Genomic DNA, 19,198 nt, shown 5'->3' with positions numbered 1-19,198 from the left:
AGATGAATCAGCAAGAGCAGGAACAGGGATATCTGAACGAGTTACGGGAAAAGGCTGCATCATTGCCTGAGGAACAGCATGAGCTGGCTGCTTATGTTGTAGAACTGGCTGGATTAGGTTATTTGCGTGAAGACGAAAAACTCTATTTAAATATGCGACATACCTTATTACAACTGGCGGCAGACACTGGCCGGCCATTGTTCCAGCCTGTTCTAGACATACTGGGACATGTGGCGAGTGAGCAACTATGTGCACGGTTCCGTTATATTGCGGAGCAAGCATCGAAGTATCCATACAGCAGTAACTATGAACGCAGACCGTTCCGTACATCTGACCCCGCACTACATATGGGTCAAGTATTACGCAAGCTAGTCGGACTATTCCGTATGGAGATCCGTGCATTCTCTCTGACCGAGTATGTGTCACTTCGTGAATACAAGTTCGATTACCAATACGAAATCCGATGGGTGCTCCCTGATTGCATCGCCTATGAGCTGGATCATGATAACGGCGAAATGAAGCAGGCATTACATGACATCATCTATGGAGACAACCAGAACGCACTGTTAAGCGGCGAGATGATCAAAGGCATTGTACTGAGTAACCAGACCGAAGCGTATCAGATGGTGGGTGAACTACTGGTTGCTGCAAGACTGCAGGAGGGACTGCGGCAGAGTATCGTAGAGCGTATGGATGAAGGTACGATTGAGGCGTATATATACATATTAAAAATCATCATCGACAACAATATGATCCGGTTCAGCTCGGTGGTGCGTGCGCTTGCTGTCTGGACAGGTATTGGCATTGAAGCGGCAAATCAACGAGTTGCGACCCAGCTTATAACGCAGGCTCACGAGGCTCTAGTTGATCCTGAGGTACGCGCAACATGGCAACTGGATGATAACGCAAACAAGCTGTTTATTAGTCTCTGGGCTACGGCAGTAATTGAAGAGAGCGAATTGGGCGCTAAGGTGATCCAGATCATGGATCAAGGCCAATTATATCAACAGATTGTGGCTCAATATGTGCTTGCGAACAGCCAGAACCGAGAGCTGCGATTGAGTTTGGCACGTCAGTATCTTGGTGAACATGACATGGAACTAATGCACTGGATTGTCCGAAATTACGACGCGATGTACACCTATGACTGGGGTCGGTTTGACGATGGAGATCATCAGCGCAGAGTGAATGTTTGGCCTCTACCTGTATTTTCAGATAAAGCTGTACGGCGACGGGATTTTGAACTATTCAAACAGATGTTAGACGTCATTCCTCAGGCAGGAGCGGGAGGGCCGTCAGGCGTTCTTGAATTTGTTCAGTATCGTATTGATGCGGATGATGTCGTGAAGAAGATGCTCTATCTAGCAGCCTACGATATGGATCCGGAATGGGTTAGCGAAGTGGTTGCGTTAAAAGACAAGCTCAGCGCCGATCTGAGAGGGGAGCTTCTGTCTCTATTTTTACAAGATCCTCAACAGGAGGTACAGCGACAGTTTATTCTCGATAGTTTATCGGATAAAAGTATGACGAACCGTGAAAGTGCGCTTCTTAAACTGAAGAAACTCACCTTAACGACAGAGGAAATGAAGCAACTTGAGGCTTTGCTCAAATTGAAGACCGGTTCACTACGCCAGAAGGTCATACAGGTGCTTTTACTTCAACCTGTAGATGAGCTTGAGAGTGCGTTGCAACGGCTTCTAACTGCCAAAGGTGAGTTGCAGCGGCTAGGTGCGCTTGAATTGTTGACAGAGATCGCATCCGATCCGGAGCGAACATCACAACAAAACCAATTACAGCCATTAGCGGAGTTGATCACAGCGCCGACAGCTAAAGAGCAGAAGTTGCTGGATAAGTTGAACGAGCAGAATAGTCAGTATACCGCTGCGAATGGATTTGGTTTGTTCGACCCTTCACGGGAGCAGCCTCTGCTTGAAGAGCATCGTGATTTTGGTAACTTTAATGTGAAGGAGATGTTCACCCTTTCCTTGGAAAAGGCGGAACAATTCCTGGGTGCGCTTGATGCGTTGGTGCATGAGCATAGAGATGTGGAATATGAAGTGGAGTATTACGCGGGCTACAAAGAAACACTTCTGGTTGGAGCTAACCTACGCTCGACGGTTCCTTATACGCAACGTAATGAAATGCCTTTAATGGAGCAATTCCCATTACATGAGGTGTGGGGGGAATTCATTAAGCGTAATGGTCTGGATCACCAGGAATTGCTACAGCTCGTTTTCAGCATGCGATTCCACGATCTGAATAAAAATTTGGACGACCACTACAGCTATTATAGTCAGGCATATGAATATGATGAACTGCGAAAGATTCCGTTGCTGGAGGGGTGGCGCAAGGCGTTTGCAGAGCACATTTACCCTCTATCTTATATCGAGCAGTTGAAGGAACTGTTTAAGAAATTGACGTATTCCGAGCAAGTGGAAGCGATCGTTACAGCTGCTTTTGAGGATAGTGACAAGGCAGATACATTCGAGATTGCTGAGAAGGCATGGGCATTTATTATAGCGAGTATGCCGAAGGAGCAGTTGGAGAAGGAAACGGGTATGCTTCATATCTTAACCGGTTCATGGAATTACCTTGTACACGGCAGAATCTATGATGACCATAGTTTTAAGCGTTATTTCCAGACAGCCTATCAATTGAAGAACCTTGTTAAAGATACACATCCGTTAAACTTGTTATCGCTGGAAGACTTTTTACGTGCTTACAAACTAGATTTAATTGATGATCAGGAGATCTATCAACAATTGTTGACGGGGGCAGATCGCCATGGCTTCATTCGAGATTTAACGTATAGCCGTACCGAGGGTGTTGCGGATGATCCAGCGCTGGTTCTTATACGGGATACCGTTGTTAACCGTATTGTGGAGATTGAATTAACACGGGGCGAGCTATCCACAGAAGTTAGCACACTTGCGATGAAGCTTGATCGAATTGAAGGCATGGAGTACTGGGTGCATCTTGTCTCCGCAATGGATCAGGACACCTTCGTTCGTGGTTATATTTATGGTTATGGGAATAACACGACACGCAAAGAAACATTCAGCTATCTAATTCAGAAATGTCATCCAAGAGATGGTGAGAATGAAGAGCTTCTACGCGAGCTGCTAGAACGGTATCCAATTCAGGAGAAAAAATTGCTTGAGGCAGCGATGTACGCGCCGCAGTGGATGGAGATTGTGGCGAAATATCTAGGCTGGGATGGGCTGCGTAGCGCAGCATGGTACTTCCATGCTCACATTAACGAGAGCTTTACGGCGGAGAAAGAAACGATTGTGGCGCATTATTCTCCAATTTCCCCACAAGAGTTCAACGATGGCGCTTTTGATATTGCTTGGTTTGAAGAAGCGTACGCAGCTGTAGGTGAGGAACGTTTCAACCTGTTATATGATTGTGCCAAGTATATATCAGGTGGAGCTAATCATCGCAGATCGCAATTGTTTGCAGATGCTGCTCTAGGGAAATTGCGCCTCGAGGATATGCGGAAGTCTGTTGAAGAGAAGCGTAACAAGGATCATTTGTTGACATACAGTCTGATTCCATTTGCTGAAGAGCGGGAGCACGACCTACGTGAACGGTATGACTTCATTCAGAAGTTTCTAATGCAGAGTAAACAATTCGGAGCACAGCGACGTGCTAGCGAGGGAGCTGCATCCCAGATTGCGTTGGGTAATCTTGCTCGAAATGCAGGCTATGCCGATATCACCCGTCTGATCTGGGATATGGAAGCCCGCAAGCTAGATGAGATGAAGTCTTATTTCGAGCCTCATGAGCTTGATGAGACGACGACAGCACAATTGGTCATTGATGAAGAAGGGCAGCCAGATCTCGTCTTGATCAGCAAAGGAAAGACACTTAAGTCTGTGCCTGCAAGATTTAAGAAGGATGGATATATTACTGAATTGAAGGAGTTAAAATCAGACCTGGTACAGCAGTATCGCAGAGCCAGACAGGAGCTTGAACGCTCTATGACATCAGAGACTGCTTTTACCCGTGAAGAGATTTCGAGTCTGTTCCAGAATCCAGTTCTTCGACCTTTAGTGAGCAACCTTGTATTTAAGACCGGTGAATACGTAGGTCGATTCGATGCATCGACAGGTGGTCTAATTAACGTGGATCAGGAAGGCTCTATCCACCCGCTGACAGATCAAGATGAGCTGTTGATTGCACATGCGTTACATCTGTACAACAGTGGTCAATGGAGTACGTTCCAACGTGATCTATTCACCCGTCAGGAGCGGCAGCCATTCAAGCAAGTATTCCGAGAGTTGTATCTGCCTAATGAGGATGAACTGGCGAATGGTACTGTATCCCGGCGCTATGCTGGATATCAGATTCAAACCCAAAAGACCGTGGCTCTGCTCAAAGGACGCCAGTGGACAGTAAGTTATGAAGAAGGTCTACAGAAGGTGAGTTATGAGCATAACCTGATTGCTAATCTGTATGCGATGGCAGACTGGTTCTCCCCGGCTGATACGGAGTCACCTACGTTGGAGACAGTTCAATTCTATGATCGCAAGACGTACAAGCCTGTAGCATTACAAGATGTACCACCGATCTTCTTCTCTGAGGTCATGCGAGATATTGATCTGGTTGTGAGCATTGCACATGTGGGCGGAGTAGATCCAGAAGCAAGCTTGACGACAATTGAGATGCGTCATGTGATCGTTAATGAATCTCTGCGTTTGCTGAAAATAAGCAATGTACGTTTGGACGGGAATTATGCGCGTATTGATGGTGAGCTGGGAGAATATGCTGTTCACCTAGGCAGCGGTAATGTGTTCAAGCAAGCGACAGGAGCGCTTCACATTGTGCCAGTGCATAGTCAGCACCGTGGACGAATTTTCCTGCCATTCTTGGATGAAGATCCAAGAACTGCGGAGATTTTATCCAAGATTATGCTGCTGGCCGAAGATAAGAAAATCAAGGATCCTCAGATTCTTGCCCAATTGCAGAATTAGAATGATAGCTTGGTATAAGCCATAAACATAGCCGAAGTACCTGTTAAAAGGGACTTCGGCTACTTCTCTATGTCCTTATTCATGAATTTTATATGTTGTATCCGATTTCAAAATGACCTTGGACCCAGGGGCACCAGCATCCTTCCTGATATTGATAATTAATTGTATAAACTAGGAGAATCCAAGTGGGCCTATAAGACTGTTTTTAAAAGTAAATATTTTGTACAAAAGTTGTTACGGAAATGTAATTAATTCGTTTTCTTTTGTTGTTAGGAGTAGTTGAAATCATATGATGCATAGGAACTAGGAGCCGTTTATCCAGCCTGTTTCCATATTTAAGGGGATGCAATCTCGTCGTGGGTCAGCTATCGTAAGAAAGCGAAATAGCTCGCTTGCTTGTAAGCGATCGTTTCTGAACGTAAGATGCAAGGCTTACCTGAATGCTTGAAGAGCTGGGCACACGTCAGCTTGCATTCCCTTGTATACATGTATTCAAGCATGTGGACGAGACAAATGATCAAGAGAGAAGGAGAGCGCAACATGAACAGAAGATTCAATCTAATTTCCCTTAAACGATGGTTTATGGTGTTAATCATCGTGGCGGTTGCGGCTATGCCGTTACACGCCTTCGCCGCAGAATCTGGGGCAGACCACCCATGGATGAACACATCCTTATCTGCGGAGGAACGTACCGAACTGTTACTTCAAGCGATGAGGCTAGAAGAAAAGGTTGGGTTTGTGACAGGTAAAGTCAATAACTATTATGGTTTCTATAATGATGGGCTGGAGCGTCTAGGCATTCCTGCATTACAGATGGCTGATGGGCCAGCAGGTGTGAGGGTAGCAAACCCGGATGTTCAGGATAAAAAGTCCACGGCATTGCCTGCGCCAATTGCTCTGGCAGCATCTTGGGATACAGATCTAGCCAAGAAATACGGTGATCTGATCGGACAAGAGGCTCATAATACAACACACAATGTAGTACTTGGCCCTGGGCTGGATATTGCACGTACACCATGGGGCTCTCGTAACTTCGAATCGCTGGGTGAGGATCCGTTGCTGGCTTCTGGTATGGGAGCAGCGTATGTGAACGGAATTCAGAGCAATCCCGTGATTGCGACAGCGAAACATTACCTTCTGAACAATCAGGAGACGGAGCGCTTTACCACCAACGCAACAGCAAGTGAGCGTGCGATTCAAGAGGTGTATGCACGACCGTTCAAGGCTGTGGTAGAACAAGCCGATCTAGGATCAGCGATGTGTTCATTTAACCAGGTGAATGGTACATATGCTTGTGAGAACCAAGAGTTGCTGACGAACATACTGAAGGATCAGATTGGCTTTAAAGGCTTCGTAATGAGTGATTATGGTGCTAACTTCAGTACCGTTGAATCTGCCAATGCCGGACTCGATCTGGAAACACCAGGTGAGCCGTACGGTAAATGGGGAAGTAAGCTACTGGAGGCCGTGAACAAAGGCGAGGTTAGCGAACAAACTATTGATGAAAAGGTTAGACGTATTTTGCTTCAAATGTTCGATAAAGGGCTGTTCGATAAGCCTGTAACGAATACAACAATCAATGCGAAGGCAGATGGAGCGAAAGCTCGTCAGTTTGCAGAAGAGAGTATGGTTTTGCTGCAAAATAATGATAATATGTTGCCACTCTCCGATAATAAGCTGAACTCCATTGCTGTAATCGGTCCGGATGCAGATACAGCATCTGCAGCTGGAGGCGGTAGCAGTCTGGTTAATCCAACGTATACCGTGAGTCCATTGGAAGGCATTCGCAAACGTGCTGGAAAAGGCGTTGATGTGAATTATGCAGCGGGGACGGATCCCGTCTCAGCAGGGGATGCATTTAACGGCCCATCTGCGGTACCGTCTGCAATTTTGTCTCCAGCTAATGCTCAGAAGAGTGAGCAGGACTACGGGACAGATCAAGCAGAATTCGGCCTTCATGCAGAATATTGGACGAATAAAGATATGGAAGGTGACCCTGAACTTGTTCGCACAGACAATCAGGTCAATATGAATCTTGGTTTTTACAACTATGAAGGCTTCAATGCACAGTCTTCTAAACTTCCAGTGACACCGACCAAGTTTAACAGCAAAATGTCTGCTCGCTGGACAGGTGCAATCACAGCACCAAAAAAAGGGGAATATCAGCTATCTCTAACGAGCCTAGGCTCTGCTAAATTGTATGTGGACGATCAGCTTCTTGTGGACAATCAGGGTGCAACTCTAAGCACAACGAAGAAGGGTATTACCTTGCAAGAAGGAGAATCCCATAATATTCGTATTGAATATCGCACGGATTTCCCAGTACAGTCGAATCATGATATGGGAGCGCAGGTTCGTTTTGGCTGGGAAGCACCGGAAGAAGCAGTGGATGCCAAAATGGAAAAGGCCGTTGAATTGGCCAAAAAATCGGACGTAGCGGTTGTCGTGACACGTACGTATGACAGTGAAGGTTATGTAGACCGTTCCGATCTGGAACTGCCTAACAACCAGGAGCAGTTGATCCGCAAGGTTGCGGCAGCTAATCCGAAGACGATTGTAGTACAGATGAGTGGGCGAGCTGTCGAGATGGATTCTTGGCAAAAAGAAGTGCCATCCATTGTACAAGCTTGGTATGCTGGTCAGGAACAAGGAAACGCTGTTGCTAGGGTATTGTTCGGGGATGTGAATCCTTCAGGTAAGCTACCTGTAACGTTCCCAGCAGATGACCAACAAACGCCAGTATCAACTGCAGCGCAGTTCCCTGGTGTAAATGGAGTAGGAAACTATTCGGAGGGAATCTTTGTAGGGTACAAAGGATATGAAAAGCAAGGGCTATCACCCGCATTTGCGTTTGGTCATGGTCTGTCATATACAAGCTTTGATTACCGCAATCTGCATGTGAAGAGCAATGGCAAGGGAGATAACGCAAAGGTAGAAGTATCTCTCAACCTGCGCAATACAGGCAAACGTTCGGGTGCCGAAGTAGTTCAAGTATATGTAGGCAATCTGCCAACAAAAGTAGAGACACCAGCCAAACAGCTTGCTGGTTGGGCGAAGGTAGATCTCAAAGCAGGTAAACAGCAGCGTGTAAACATCAAGCTAGATCGTAGCGCCTTATCTTATTGGGATGAGAAGTCGAATGAATGGATCATGCCTAAAGGTAAAGTATCGATCTATGTCGGCAGCGCTTCGGATGATGTCCGTCTGACAGGTAGTGTGAATATCGGAAGTCCTTCCGGTAAATAGAAGGTAATAGATATATTAGTCGTGGCCTTAGGGCCGCGGCTTTTTCTACAATAAGGTCTAACGATCCTAGCTGCAATACGATTGAAGAATTTCGAGTAGATAGGATAAGGAGTGTGAATAAGATGAAAAGAGTGCTCCTACGGAACAAGCTTAGCGGCCGAATGAAGCCTGTTATCGTATTTGCCATATGCATTATATTACTGTTGCTGTGGCTTGTATTACGTAGCTTCAGAGAAGAACCCGTCCCTCCATCTGCAGAACAGATGCATGCCGAGGTGGAAGCTTGGTTAACTACAGGAGATCAGCAACACTTGCTTGCCCCGCAGCAGCCGATTCCGTTACTTCAAAGTGAAAGAACTAGCTCATCCCCACTGGAAGCCACAATCACGATTAATCCCGAGAGAACATATCAAACCATGGATGGGTTTGGGGCAGCCATGACAGGGTCGTCAGCACATCTTATGAACCAACTCCCACAAGAACAGCGAGAACAATTGCTTCATGATTTGTTTACCTCTGAGGGACTAAATCTAGATATGGTCAGGCATACCATCGGAGCTTCCGATTATTCGGTAGATGCGTCCGGTGCGCCTGCAAGCTACACCTATGATGATGTGGAATCAGGAACAGATTATACCATGGAACATTTCTCAATTGATCAGGATCGGGAGCTCGTAGATATGCTGCAACAGGTGACCCATTTGAAGCCACATATGAAAATTATGGGGACACCCTGGACAGCACCGGCCTGGATGAAATATGGCGAGAAGACCTTACATGGCTGGTACTTGAATTATGAAGATCCGCAGGTGTATGAAGCCTATGCACAATATTTTGTGAGATATATTCAAGCCTACCAAGACAAAGGGCTACCCATCTACGGGATTACACTCCAGAATGAACCTGGATTCACTTCTCCGAATTATCCCAGTATGAGTATGGGGGCTGAAGAACAGGCACATTTTATACGTGATTACCTCGGTCCGGCACTGAAAAAGGCAGAGCTAGACACCCGAATCATTACGTATGATCATAATTGGGATGAAGGTGTAGAGTACACCAATCAAGTTCTTGGGGATAAGCAGGCTGCGACCTATATAGATGGCTCGGCTTTTCATTGTTACGCCGGTGATCCTTCTGCTATGTCGGAGGTGCATGATCGTTTTCCGGACAAGTCCATTTATTTTACGGAATGTAGTGGTGGAGACTGGAGCCCTGATTTTGGCGAAAACCTGAGCTGGCAAATGTCCAACCTTATGATTGGTGCACCGCGAAACTGGGCACAAAGTGTGTTGCTCTGGAACATCGCATTAGATCCACAAGGTGGACCAACCAATGGTGGCTGTGAGAATTGCCGTGGGGTCGTCACAATTGATCCAGAGAGTGGCAAGGTAGATAAAAATGCAGAGTATTATGCATTGGGACATATCAGTAAGTTTGTTCGCCCTGGAGCGGTAAGAGTGGATTCCAATCAGGAGCAAGGCAAGCTTGAGAATGTTGCTTTTCGCAATCCCGGTGGAACGTTGGTAATGGTTGCAGTTAATACGGGGGAGGAAGATACCTCGTTTAAAGTGGTGATGGATGGAACAGAATTTCACTACAGCTTGCCTGCGAAGTCAGCGGTAACTTTTCGCTGGAAGACATAACCGCGAGTGGAAAGCTGCATTAAGATTGGATTACTCAGGTATTGGATGTATGCTGAGAATGTTACAATAATACACAAACAATAGTTTAGTCGTATTGGGGTGTATTCAAGGATGGTTATCGTTTTATATCGTGAACAAGATCATGAGCAGTTGGTTCGGATCTGGGAGAGCGCTGTTCGAGCAACGCATACGTTTTTGGAAGAGCATCACATTCAGTTCTATCGAGATATGGTTGGTGAAATACTGGAGCAACGACAAGTTGAGGTGTGGGAAGTGCTAGATACGGAGCAACAACCTGTCGGCTTTATCGGGTTACAAAACAACGTTATTGAGATGTTATTCGTTGATCCAAGTCAGCACGGACAAGGCGTAGGACGTCTTCTGATCCAACATACCATCGAACTCAAAGGACATCACCTCAAGGTGGATGTTAATGAACAGAATACTGGGGCAGCTCAATTCTATAAGAAAATGAGGTTTGTACAGATTGGGCGTTCTGAACTCGATGGATCTGGCAATCCGTTCCCGCTGCTGCATCTGGAGATTTCATAAACAAGCTGGCACATTAATCAAGAAAGAGTAAGTGATCTATGAGGGTAAAGACATTCTGGAGTAGAATCGGGTGGGTGAATAATATAAAAACGCGAGAAACTAAAAACCATCTCAAATCGTGAGTGAGATGGTTTTTTGCTGTTTTTTAATTCAAATGCTTAACGATCTTACACGTCCTTGGACACTTGCCTGGCTTACATGAGGAAGCAACCTATGTCTGTGTTACAGGGTTAGGTCATGGTGTTAATGTGTTTCCTCATCTAAGAATGGTTTGTTCACGGTGTAATACATAAAGCCCATTAAGAATACACCGCCGACCAGATTGCCCAGTGTAACCGGAACCAGATTGTGGAGTACACCTCCGAACGAAATGGTCCCCGGATGGTTCAGCACCAGAGCAATCGCAAAAGTACACATGTTAGCTATGCTATGTTCATAGCCCGAGATGAAGAAACAGAAGACAAAGAGCATCATGGCGAACATTTTGGCGCCGTTCTCTTTCATAAACATCGGTACGAAGAACGCTAGACATACCAGCCAGTTACATAGAATGCCTCGGAAGAACAGCTGCATCGTGGGAGCTTCCATTTTATGTTCAACCACACTGAGCAGGAAGCCATTAACTTGAGCTGAATCAAACAAACCGGTGAGATAGATTAATAGGGCAAATACTGCGGCTCCCATGAGGTTCCCACTGTAGCTTGCAATCCATAGCTTCACCACTTCAAGCCAGCGTAGTTTCTTGCGTAATGCAGCATACGTGTAGTAAAACGTATTTCCTGTAAACAGGTCACCACCACCGTAGGCAATCAGAATGATGGCTGCTCCGAACGTGATTGCTGCCATTGGGTATGTAAACGGGGACTGTTCCATATAGAAGAAATTCCCTGTCTTAAATGCTACGATTACCCCAAACCCGATGAACATACTCGCAAGCATCGAGCGTGCGATATAGCGCATTAAGCTTTGTTTGAAAATCTTGTGTTTCTTCAAGGCCAAACTCTCAACATTCCGTAAACCTTCCGTTTCCATAATCATCCTCCAATGACTAAGTTGTGTGAATTCATAAACTTACCAATCTCGCCAAGTTCTTTCCATTATAACGAATTTTTAGATAGAGGCACGTTATTTCAAAAAAAGAATATTTTATAAATCTGTATTGATGCCAGACCCATTATTAATAAAAAAAATAAACCCTGCATCCATTTTCAATGTTAAGTGAAACACTAGAAAATGCAGTTGGAGAAGCTCCTTTAAATTGGAACAAATGTTAGCATTTCTGTTCAGAATTTGTTCAGAACATCCTGATAAGCTATGTGCCGAAAACGAGTTTCTTTGGGAGGAAACGTACATGAATCAGGATTGGAAAAAAGTATTGCTGACTTCGGTTGTAGTGGGCATGTTGTCGAGTACACAACTCGCTAATGCAGCAGACTTATCAGGGGGAGCACAGAGCCAAGCAACGTCAGTTTTTACCGATCAAACGGAAATTCGTTCCACTTCTCTGCAAGCGGTGCAGGAAGCGGTTAATCAAGGATTAATTTCAGGATATCCAGATGGATCATTTCATCCACGCCAGCATTTGACTCGCAGAGAGATGGCTGTATTGTTAGCCAAAGCATCACAGTTAACTATTCAAGAAACATCGAATACTGGGGTCAAATATTCAGATTGGGCTGCGCCTTATATTGAAGCTATCCAAAAAGCAGGATGGATGACTGGAGATAAATCCGGGAACTTCCGTGCCAACGATCCAATTCGCCGGGAAGAGCTTGCATCCATTTTGGTAAGAGTCACAGGAACACAAGGTGCCAAGGGCGGCCAAAAACAGACGCTTTCGGACGAAGCTACAGTGAGTGGTTGGGCCAAAGAACAGGTACATACAGCGTTGAAGCTGGGCTTGTTGGATTCAAGTGAAGGTAAGTTTGAATCCAAGGCCTATGTGGAACGGCAAGATATTGCCAAAGTGTTGGTAGATGTATTCCAGACGGGAGAGCGGACAGCCTCGTTAACGAAATTAGACGGCGATGTTGCCTACATTGAAGGACGTCCTTTTGTCATTAGCAAGGAATTGCAGAGCATTTTGAATGAGAAAAACCAAGCAGCATTACAGAACGCTGTCATCACGTATGACGCACGTACACGTAATTTATCTTCTGTGTCCGAGATTCAGGTTACCCAGGCAGGTACGGCTAAAGACTCCGTAATGCTAGATCTGAAAGGAACCTCTTATCAGGGAACTGTTTCTGTGTCAGCAGATCATATTACTTTGAAAACAGATACATTGTCCAAAGTTATTCTGAAACAAGGTGCAGCTTCTATAACGATTGATGGGGATATCAATTCCGTAACGGTAGATACAACGGACAAGCTAACTGTTCTCGGAACAGGCACGTGGAAAGAAATTGTACTGAAAAATGTGAAGTCCCTTATTCAACTGCCTACGGGTATAAAAACAGACAAAGTTACACTACCACAAGGTGGGGTAATTTCACAGATCATTCGTAATACGCCTTCTGCGAGTGCTCCGTCCAGTAATCAGGGAATGAGCACTTCAAGTGGAGGTTCATCAGGTTCATCAGGCGGTTCGCCAGCGCCATCTCCATCACCAACGCCGGTACCACAACCGCAGCCACAGCCACAGCCACAACCACAACCGCAGCCACAGCCACAGCCACAACCACAACCACAACCACAGCCAGAGCCGGAACCGGAACCGGAGCCACCTGTTGTTGTACCTCCGACACCGGAAAATCAATCGCCTATTGTCAAAGCCGCTATTACGGATAGAACGGTGGTTGTGGGAAGTCTTGTCCAACAGATCGATCTTACGACTGTATTTTCCGATCCGGATGAGGATGAATTGAGTTATGAAATTACGGAGATCAATCAGGGCATTGCTAGTGCAAGTATTCAAGGTTCAACATTAGGGATTACACCAGTAACGATTGGGAGTACAGCGGTTAAAGTACAAGTTAGTGATGGTAAAGGAGGTAAGGTAACGGCAACTTTTAATTATTTGGTTATGCCATTCTTATTCCCACCTATGCCGCCATTCCCACCCGTTCCGCCAATCATCATTCCACCGATCATTATCCCAATTCCTCCATATGAGGTAAAAAAACTGGACACGGTAAATGTTGATTTAGGTACAGTGAGTAAAACGGTTCAATTGACAGGGGTGTTTGCTGATCCGAACGGAGATAACCTCACGTATACGGCAGTTTCTTCTGATCCGTCAGTAGTAGAGACGAGTGTGCAAGCAGATACGTTGACGTTAGATTTCAAGGATAAAGCTGGTTCAGCTACGATTACAGTGAAGGCAACTGACCCTACTCTTCTCAGCACGCAGACTACATTTACGGTTAATGTGGCAGATCCCGATGCAGGTAAGGGGCTGTTTATTTCAGAGGTTGTATGGGGAGATGGGGCAACTCAAGCGATTGAACTATATAATCCGACATCGAAAGCAATTGAGCTATCCAGTTACTCTATTACACGTGGTGATGGTGGGGAACTGATTACGTTTGATAGTGGTACCACAATTGAACCTAATAAAACGTTGGTCATTGCGGATAATTCTACACTCTTCCCGTTAGATGAAGATGATCAATACTTTATTTCTTTCAACGTAGATCAACAGAACCCTCAAGGGTTTGTTCTACAACTCTATCAAGATGGTCATGATGACCCGATGGATACAGCAATGATGAGCCCTGCTCAATCCATTGCAAGAATATCTGGCGCTATGCATGGTGACGCGTCCTACAATGCAACACAGTGGAACGTAAGTGGAGCCAATTATTATGACGGTTTAGGCAACTACACATCCACAATTCCCACCCCATAGTCATTGCAATATTCTATTTTGAAGGAGCACCTCAATGTCTAAAATAAGCAGAACTGTACAGCTCACCTTGATCGCATTACTACTTTCCAACGCTGTACCCGTATCTGCACAATATGATAAGTCAGGGGCGCAGGCTATGTCTGCGTCCGGCGTATCAACGGTTGCGCAAGATTCCACCAACATGAAGTTGAGCAGTGCAATGAGTAGGGCAGTATCAATGGGAATCATTAAAGGTGACCCTAATGGAGATGTTCGGGCGAATGATCGGATTACTCGCCAAGAATTAGCGGTTATATTGGCTCAATCGCTTGGGTTAACGATAAATAAACAAGCATCAGCACCTTTTGCCGATGTCCCATCGAATAGCTGGTCAGCACCGTATATTCAAGCGGTTAAGCAGGCTGGACTGTTACAGGGAGATGCTAAAGGGAGTTACCACCCTACAGCGCCGATTACGGGACAGGAGCTTATGACGGTTCTGGTAAGAGCAACTTCTTTTGCCAAAGAGGAAGCTCAGAAGAAGCCTCTTTCCTCGGATTGGAAGGGGGCTAGTTCATGGGCGACTCCGTATATTCAAACAGCGGAGAAGGCGGATCTTCTAAGCGAGTATCAAGGAGATATTAAAGTTAAACAAGGACTTGTTCGAAGCGAAGCTGTCGGAATGTTGTTGTCGGCTATGTTTCCAGAAAAGCGTCTATCTTTGGTTCAGTCCATTCATGGAAATCAGATTCAGATCAATGGAGTCACCTATCAAGCCTCTGAGCAAGTGGCCGGTCTTCTGAATGAAGGTAATAAGGCGATATTGAACCAAGCTGAAATAAAGTTCATGAGCCATAATCGAACCATTACTGAAGTTAATGAACTGGAGATCAGGAAGGGTGGCTTAGAAGCAGCCGAAGGTAAACCGGAATTCAGTAATAATTTGTTATTGAATGGTAACGGGGCCGTATTGAATGGAGATTTGACGATTAAGGCAGATTTCACTTCTGTACAGGGACTTACAGTGAAAGGCAAGCTGACAATTGCCCCTGAGATGGAGCATGATTTTTACGCCCAGAATATTAAAGTAGAACAGTCCGTGTTGGTTCAAGGTGGTGATTCCAATACGGTTGTATTCGATAACTCCGTTCTGAACACTGTAGGTATCAACAAAACCGATGTGCATGTTGTGCTTACGGGGAATACCAGCGCTCAAGAGGTGAGCGTAGGATCAAACAGCGCAATTGATATCGCAGCAACCGCAACCCTTCCGCTTTTAAAGATAGTTGAAGGGGCAAGTCAGGTAGAGTTACAAGGAGCTATTGATACGGTTGTTCTGGATTCAGCCAAGCCTTTGCAACTGAATGGTAACGTTGCGATCCAGCAACTTAAAGTAGAAGGTTCGGGTGCAATAAGCTTAAATGTTGCAGGTACCGTGCAACAGCTTCAAGTTAACAATTCTGCTTCCCAGATTAATGTAGCTGGCAATGTAAAGGTATCTGATGTTTCTTTGGCTGTGGGAGTACCCGCTTCAGCAATAAGTGGAAATACGGGCACGAACAACTCAAGTGCAACACCAACGACGTCTGCTTCTGGAGGAACGAGTGGGACGGATAGTAGCAGCAGTGGTGGTGGCAGTGAATCACCTCCCGTTGTGGCGAATCGTTCGCCTGAACTAATCAAGCCATTCGAAAATCGCAAATTGACGGGCAATAGGCAGGCGGCAACGTTAAACCTTAACGAATATGTGACTGACCCGGATGGTGACGTGATATCGTATACTGTTAGCTCGTCCAAATCTTCCGTTGCCAAGGCTGTGCTTACGGGAACTCAATTAAATATAGTTCCATTAGAGCACGGCATCGCTACAATTACAATTGCATCGAATGATGGTCGAGGCAAAAGATTAAGATCCACATTTGAGGTTAACGTAAACGCATCACCTTTTGCATCACCTATTCCAGATCAAGAACTTCACGCGAAATCAGACAGCGAGAACGTGGATCTTAGCATCTATTTTATGGATGATGAGAAATATGAATCAGAGCTGCTGTACAATGTAACCAATATGGACACGGACATCGTTGGTACAGAAGTGAACGGCACGATATTGAAATTAACACCCAAAAAGGTAGGGGAAACTGTACTTAAAGTTAAAGTGGATGATCAGCAGGTTGCCGATGACGGCAGTACGGGTGTTACAGAAGTGGATCTGAGAATTGTTGTTCTGCCACATATTAACCGTGAACCTGTAGGCGCAATTCCTGCAAAAGTTAATGTATACCTAGGGGATATGATCCCTGGAACAAACTTAAATGAGCATTATACAGACCCAGACGGTGATTCTTTGACGTATACGGCATCTTCTTCCAACCCAGATGGCCTTGCTGTTGAAGAGAATGTGGGGGTATTGAACTTATCTGCACTCCAAATCGGAACCTACACCGTTTCATACACCGTGAGTGATGGTAACGGAGGGATCGTGAATGGAGCATTCGAGGTAGAGGTGTTGTCCATACCTAATCAGCCTCCAGTTCTGACAGATAGCCCACCCAAGCAGTTTCTTGTTCTTGGAAAAAACGATCAGATCATTGAATTGTCTAACTATTTCATAGATCCAGAGGGCGAAGCATTGAACTACGTTGCATCCTTGGACAATCCCGATGATGTATCTATGCTGGAACCAAGCGTAACGGGCAATGTGTTGACTCTACGTGCAATTCAGGCTGGTACAACAAAGATTAAAATTGTTGCAACTGATTCTCAAGGACAAGAGGCTGCAGGGTATATAGACGTAGTGGTGGTCGAAGCTGGAATGATTGCTACTATTCCAGATCAAACGATAACATGGCCTTGGGCTATTCTGGATATGGATCTTGCTCCATATCTATCTGGCTTTGATACAAGTACATTGTCAGTCAATGCTATAACACTAAATGAAAATATTGCTACCGTTTCTACTGACGGTTTACAGGTTGCGATTACCCCTGTTGCGGAAGGGAATACGAAGGTAATGTTCATGCTGCATGATCAAAGCGGGCGAAGTGAACAAGCACTCGTAGGCCTGATCGTACAAGGGGAACACGCCAGCTCTAACACAGTACCTGAGGTTGTAAGTGCCATTTACGAGCAAGTCTTAACGCCGAATGTAACGAATGATCGCACATTTGACCTGGGGCAGTTGTTCAGTGATCCAGACGGGGATTCATTACAATTCACGGTTAGCAACAGTTCAAATGAAGCGGTGGATGCGAGTATTCATGGTAGTCTGCTGACGCTGAAACCAGGAACAGGGAACACGGTTGCTCCCTTAACGCTGACTGCAAATGATGGAAAGGGTGGACAGGTGGATTACACCTTTAATGTCCGTACCGCTACTCTGGTAAACAGTGGTGTCATACAGGTTAGCACCAAGTCAGGTGTAAGAGATCCACTGACCTTTGCAGCGTCCAATTGGTTTCCTGGTCAATCGAGCTTCCAACTATACAGCGGTACGGCATACTCGACCTTTACAGGGCCAGATATTATTACTTCTTCTCAAATTCCCTTAACCGTATCTCCGCTATTATTCTGGATTATCGGTAATGATGGCCGAGCTGTAGTGGTTCAGGTGAATTCGACAGCTCAAGGAACGCCAGAGCTATTCTTCTCGCAATATGTGGATGCAGGAGCTGAGAAAGTTGTTGTGCAAGTGCATTACACAGGAGGAGGCGACCCGTCCCTCAAAGCGTCAGGGTATCAATTGGAAGTGCATCAATGGATGAACCAAACCTCCACAAAGAGAATAGTTACAAAGAATTTATTTGATATTTATGCTAATGTACCTGGGGTATATGTTAATGAGACATATTACGATTTTATGGATGAAACTCACTTTGGGTATATTAATGATTTCCTGTCATTATATAATCCTTTAAATCCGAATGAGTATAATGTCGTTGCATTGGTTCTCAAAAAGGATGGACGAGTTGTGGATGTATTAGGTGACCCCGATTCACATGATAGATTTATGCCTGCTGGCGGAACCATTGTTCGCAAAGGTGGCATCTATACAGGTTCACAGCAATTCTCGTTAACAGGTGAATGGAACGAGTTTCCGAAAGGAACTATACAGTATATCGGCTATCATAATCCCTAAGTTGTGATCAATCACAAGGGATAGTGACCAGTCGTTCTAATGAATTGAATCAAACGTCTCCTTAACCTAAACATGAAGAAGAAATCTCTATACTCAAACTACGAGTATAGAGATTTTTTTATTTCACCGGATATGGAAACATACATGCTCGCAGAATTTCATCCTTCTGTACTGTGGATCGCTCCCGCGGTGCTAATTCTTCTGCGTAGGAGCGTTCTAACTTGTCACGCATGAATGTCTCTGCATATTCATTAGGGCGAGAGTGAAGGTCTTTCGCGAACTCTCCGAATCTACTTGCATCACGCGCCTTTTCCAATACGCTGTTCAGTAAGGGGCTACCAGCGTAAAGGAGGGAATCGGTCTCGTTGCATTCAAACTTGAGATACATAATGGCTTTCTCCAGTGCGTTGATCTCCCCTTGGGTAAGGTGTATCGGGTGGGTTGAGTGCTCGCCAAGTTCATTATGATCGTCTCGTTCATGGTTACTGTTATCGGGTACATCCGTCATTGTAGGCGTTGCCTCCTTATCCTTAAGATTGGGACGGGGGCGGAAGCTGGATAGGGCGGGCAGCGAGTGCTTCTTCTACGATCTGCTCAGGAGACAGGTCTCGATCATCCCAGTAAATGAGATTGCTGATCTCTGCATAAGGTAACCTGTTGCTGCAGCTCACTTAACATCTCATCTAACTCTGCCTCTGTTCCTTCCGCGTTCATTAGCTTACGAACCCATTCGATTAGCTCTACACGAGTAACTTCAGTCATATGTGCACCCCCCAGAGTTTTTTTTGTCATTGTATCTATGAATGAGGCT

The 19,198-nt window shown here is 45.4% G+C and carries 9 protein-coding genes; 6 read left to right on the top strand and 3 right to left on the bottom strand.

What is annotated here, in order from left to right:
• The first annotated feature begins 2 nt into the window (after positions 1-2).
• The 4 genes from MH215_RS12780 to MH215_RS12765 all read left to right on the top strand — a co-directional run bounded on the left by MH215_RS12780 (position 3) and on the right by MH215_RS12765 (position 10,420).
• Positions 3-4,976 (top strand): DUF4132 domain-containing protein, encoded by a 4,974-nt coding sequence (locus MH215_RS12780; protein WP_239290633.1) that lies wholly within the window; start codon positions 3-5, stop codon positions 4,974-4,976.
• A 540-nt stretch (positions 4,977-5,516) separates the two neighbouring features.
• Positions 5,517-8,222, top strand: coding sequence for a beta-glucosidase (locus tag MH215_RS12775; RefSeq protein WP_239290632.1), 2,706 nt, complete (start codon positions 5,517-5,519; stop codon positions 8,220-8,222).
• A gap of 122 nt (positions 8,223-8,344) precedes the next feature.
• Positions 8,345-9,868, top strand: a complete 1,524-nt coding sequence (locus tag MH215_RS12770) for a glycoside hydrolase family 30 protein (protein ID WP_239290631.1) — start codon at positions 8,345-8,347, stop codon at positions 9,866-9,868.
• Between the two features lie 111 nt (positions 9,869-9,979).
• Positions 9,980-10,420 (top strand): GNAT family N-acetyltransferase, encoded by a 441-nt coding sequence (locus tag MH215_RS12765; protein ID WP_239290630.1) that lies wholly within the window; start codon positions 9,980-9,982, stop codon positions 10,418-10,420.
• A 243-nt stretch (positions 10,421-10,663) separates the two neighbouring features.
• On the opposite strand, the gene MH215_RS12760 is transcribed toward MH215_RS12765, so the two are convergent.
• On the bottom strand, positions 10,664-11,452 hold the full coding sequence (locus MH215_RS12760; protein WP_056695170.1) for a formate/nitrite transporter family protein: 789 nt from the start codon (positions 11,450-11,452) through the stop codon (positions 10,664-10,666).
• Positions 11,453-11,771: 319 nt separating this feature from the next.
• On the opposite strand from MH215_RS12760, the gene MH215_RS12755 reads away from it, so the two are divergent.
• Entirely contained in the window at positions 11,772-14,270 is a 2,499-nt protein-coding gene (locus MH215_RS12755; RefSeq protein WP_239290628.1) for an S-layer homology domain-containing protein, read from the top strand.
• Positions 14,271-14,304: 34 nt separating this feature from the next.
• Positions 14,305-18,387 carry an S-layer homology domain-containing protein gene (locus MH215_RS12750; RefSeq protein WP_239290626.1) on the top strand — a complete coding sequence of 1,361 codons (4,083 nt, stop codon included), beginning with the start codon at positions 14,305-14,307 and terminating at the stop codon, positions 18,385-18,387.
• Positions 18,388-18,505: 118 nt separating this feature from the next.
• On the opposite strand, the gene MH215_RS12745 is transcribed toward MH215_RS12750, so the two are convergent.
• Both MH215_RS12745 and MH215_RS12740 read right to left on the bottom strand, forming a co-directional pair.
• Positions 18,506-18,895 (bottom strand): hypothetical protein, encoded by a 390-nt coding sequence (locus MH215_RS12745; RefSeq protein WP_239290624.1) that lies wholly within the window; start codon positions 18,893-18,895, stop codon positions 18,506-18,508.
• Positions 18,896-18,999: 104 nt separating this feature from the next.
• Positions 19,000-19,149 (bottom strand): hypothetical protein, encoded by a 150-nt coding sequence (locus MH215_RS12740; protein WP_239290622.1) that lies wholly within the window; start codon positions 19,147-19,149, stop codon positions 19,000-19,002.
• Positions 19,150-19,198: the final 49 nt, after the last annotated feature.

Origin of the sequence: Paenibacillus sp. ACRSA (genome assembly GCF_022346845.1) — a bacterium.
Taxonomy (GTDB): Bacteria; Bacillota; Bacilli; order Paenibacillales; family Paenibacillaceae; genus Paenibacillus.
The sequence above is the reverse complement of the archived record's forward strand: the minus strand, read 5'-3'. Positions and strand labels throughout refer to the sequence as shown.